The organism is Microbacterium sp. C448 (assembly GCF_000582705.2).
GTDB lineage: Bacteria > Actinomycetota > Actinomycetes > Actinomycetales > Microbacteriaceae > Microbacterium > Microbacterium lacus_A.
The window spans coordinates 1-841 of the sequence record NZ_HG779700.1 but is presented as its reverse complement, the minus strand read 5'-3'; the positions used below and the strand labels follow the sequence as shown (position 1 = coordinate 841).

Genomic DNA, 841 nt, shown 5'->3' with positions numbered 1-841 from the left:
CATCGGCGTGCCGAAGACGATCGACAACGACCTGCGCGCGACGGACTACTCGTTCGGTTTCGACACCGCCGTGAACATCGCCTCCGAGGCGATGGACCGGCTGCGTACGACCGGCGACTCGCACCAGCGGTGCATGGTCGCGGAGGTGATGGGTCGGCACGTGGGGTGGATCGCACTGCACGCGGGCATCGCGGCCGGTGCCCACGCCATCCTGATTCCCGAAGTTCCCCTCACGATGGACGACATCTGCGAGCTCGTCTCGAAGGCGCACGACCGGGGCCGCGCACCGCTGGTCGTCGTATCGGAGGGCTTCAAGCTCAAGGACATGGACGAGGCCTTCAGCGACAAGGGGCTCGACGCGTTCAACCGTCCGCGCCTGGGTGGGATCAGCGAGGTGCTCGCGCCCGAGATCGAGCGCATCACGGGCATCGAGACGCGGGCGACCGTGCTCGGACACATCCAGCGCGGCGGTTCGCCGTCGGGCTTCGACCGTGTGCTCGCCACGCGGCTCGGCCTGCACGCCGCGGATGCCGTGATGGAGGGCGCGTGGGGTCAGATGGTGTCGCTGAAGGGCACCGACATCGTGCGGGTCCCCTTCGCGGAGGCGCTGGGCGAGCTCAACACGGTGCCGCTGTACCGCTACGAAGAGGCCGCGGCACTCTTCGGCTGACCCGCTGGATCGTCGCGCTGCTGATGTCCCACTTTCTCGGGTACGTGTCCCACTTTCTGCCGCTTTGCGCCTCGTGCAGCGGTAGAAAGTGGGACACCTACACTCTGCGTGAGCCGTCGGCGATTCGGGATGGCGGACGCACGGATGCATCCTCCACAACCACGCGCGGTC

General features: G+C 67.7%; 1 protein-coding gene. It reads left to right on the top strand.

Features of this window, described 5'->3' with window-relative positions; translation table 11 throughout:
* On the top strand, window positions 1-670 hold a 670-nt coding region (locus tag MIC448_RS10250; protein ID WP_036299142.1), incomplete at its 5' end, for a 6-phosphofructokinase.
* Window positions 671-841: the final 171 nt, after the last annotated feature.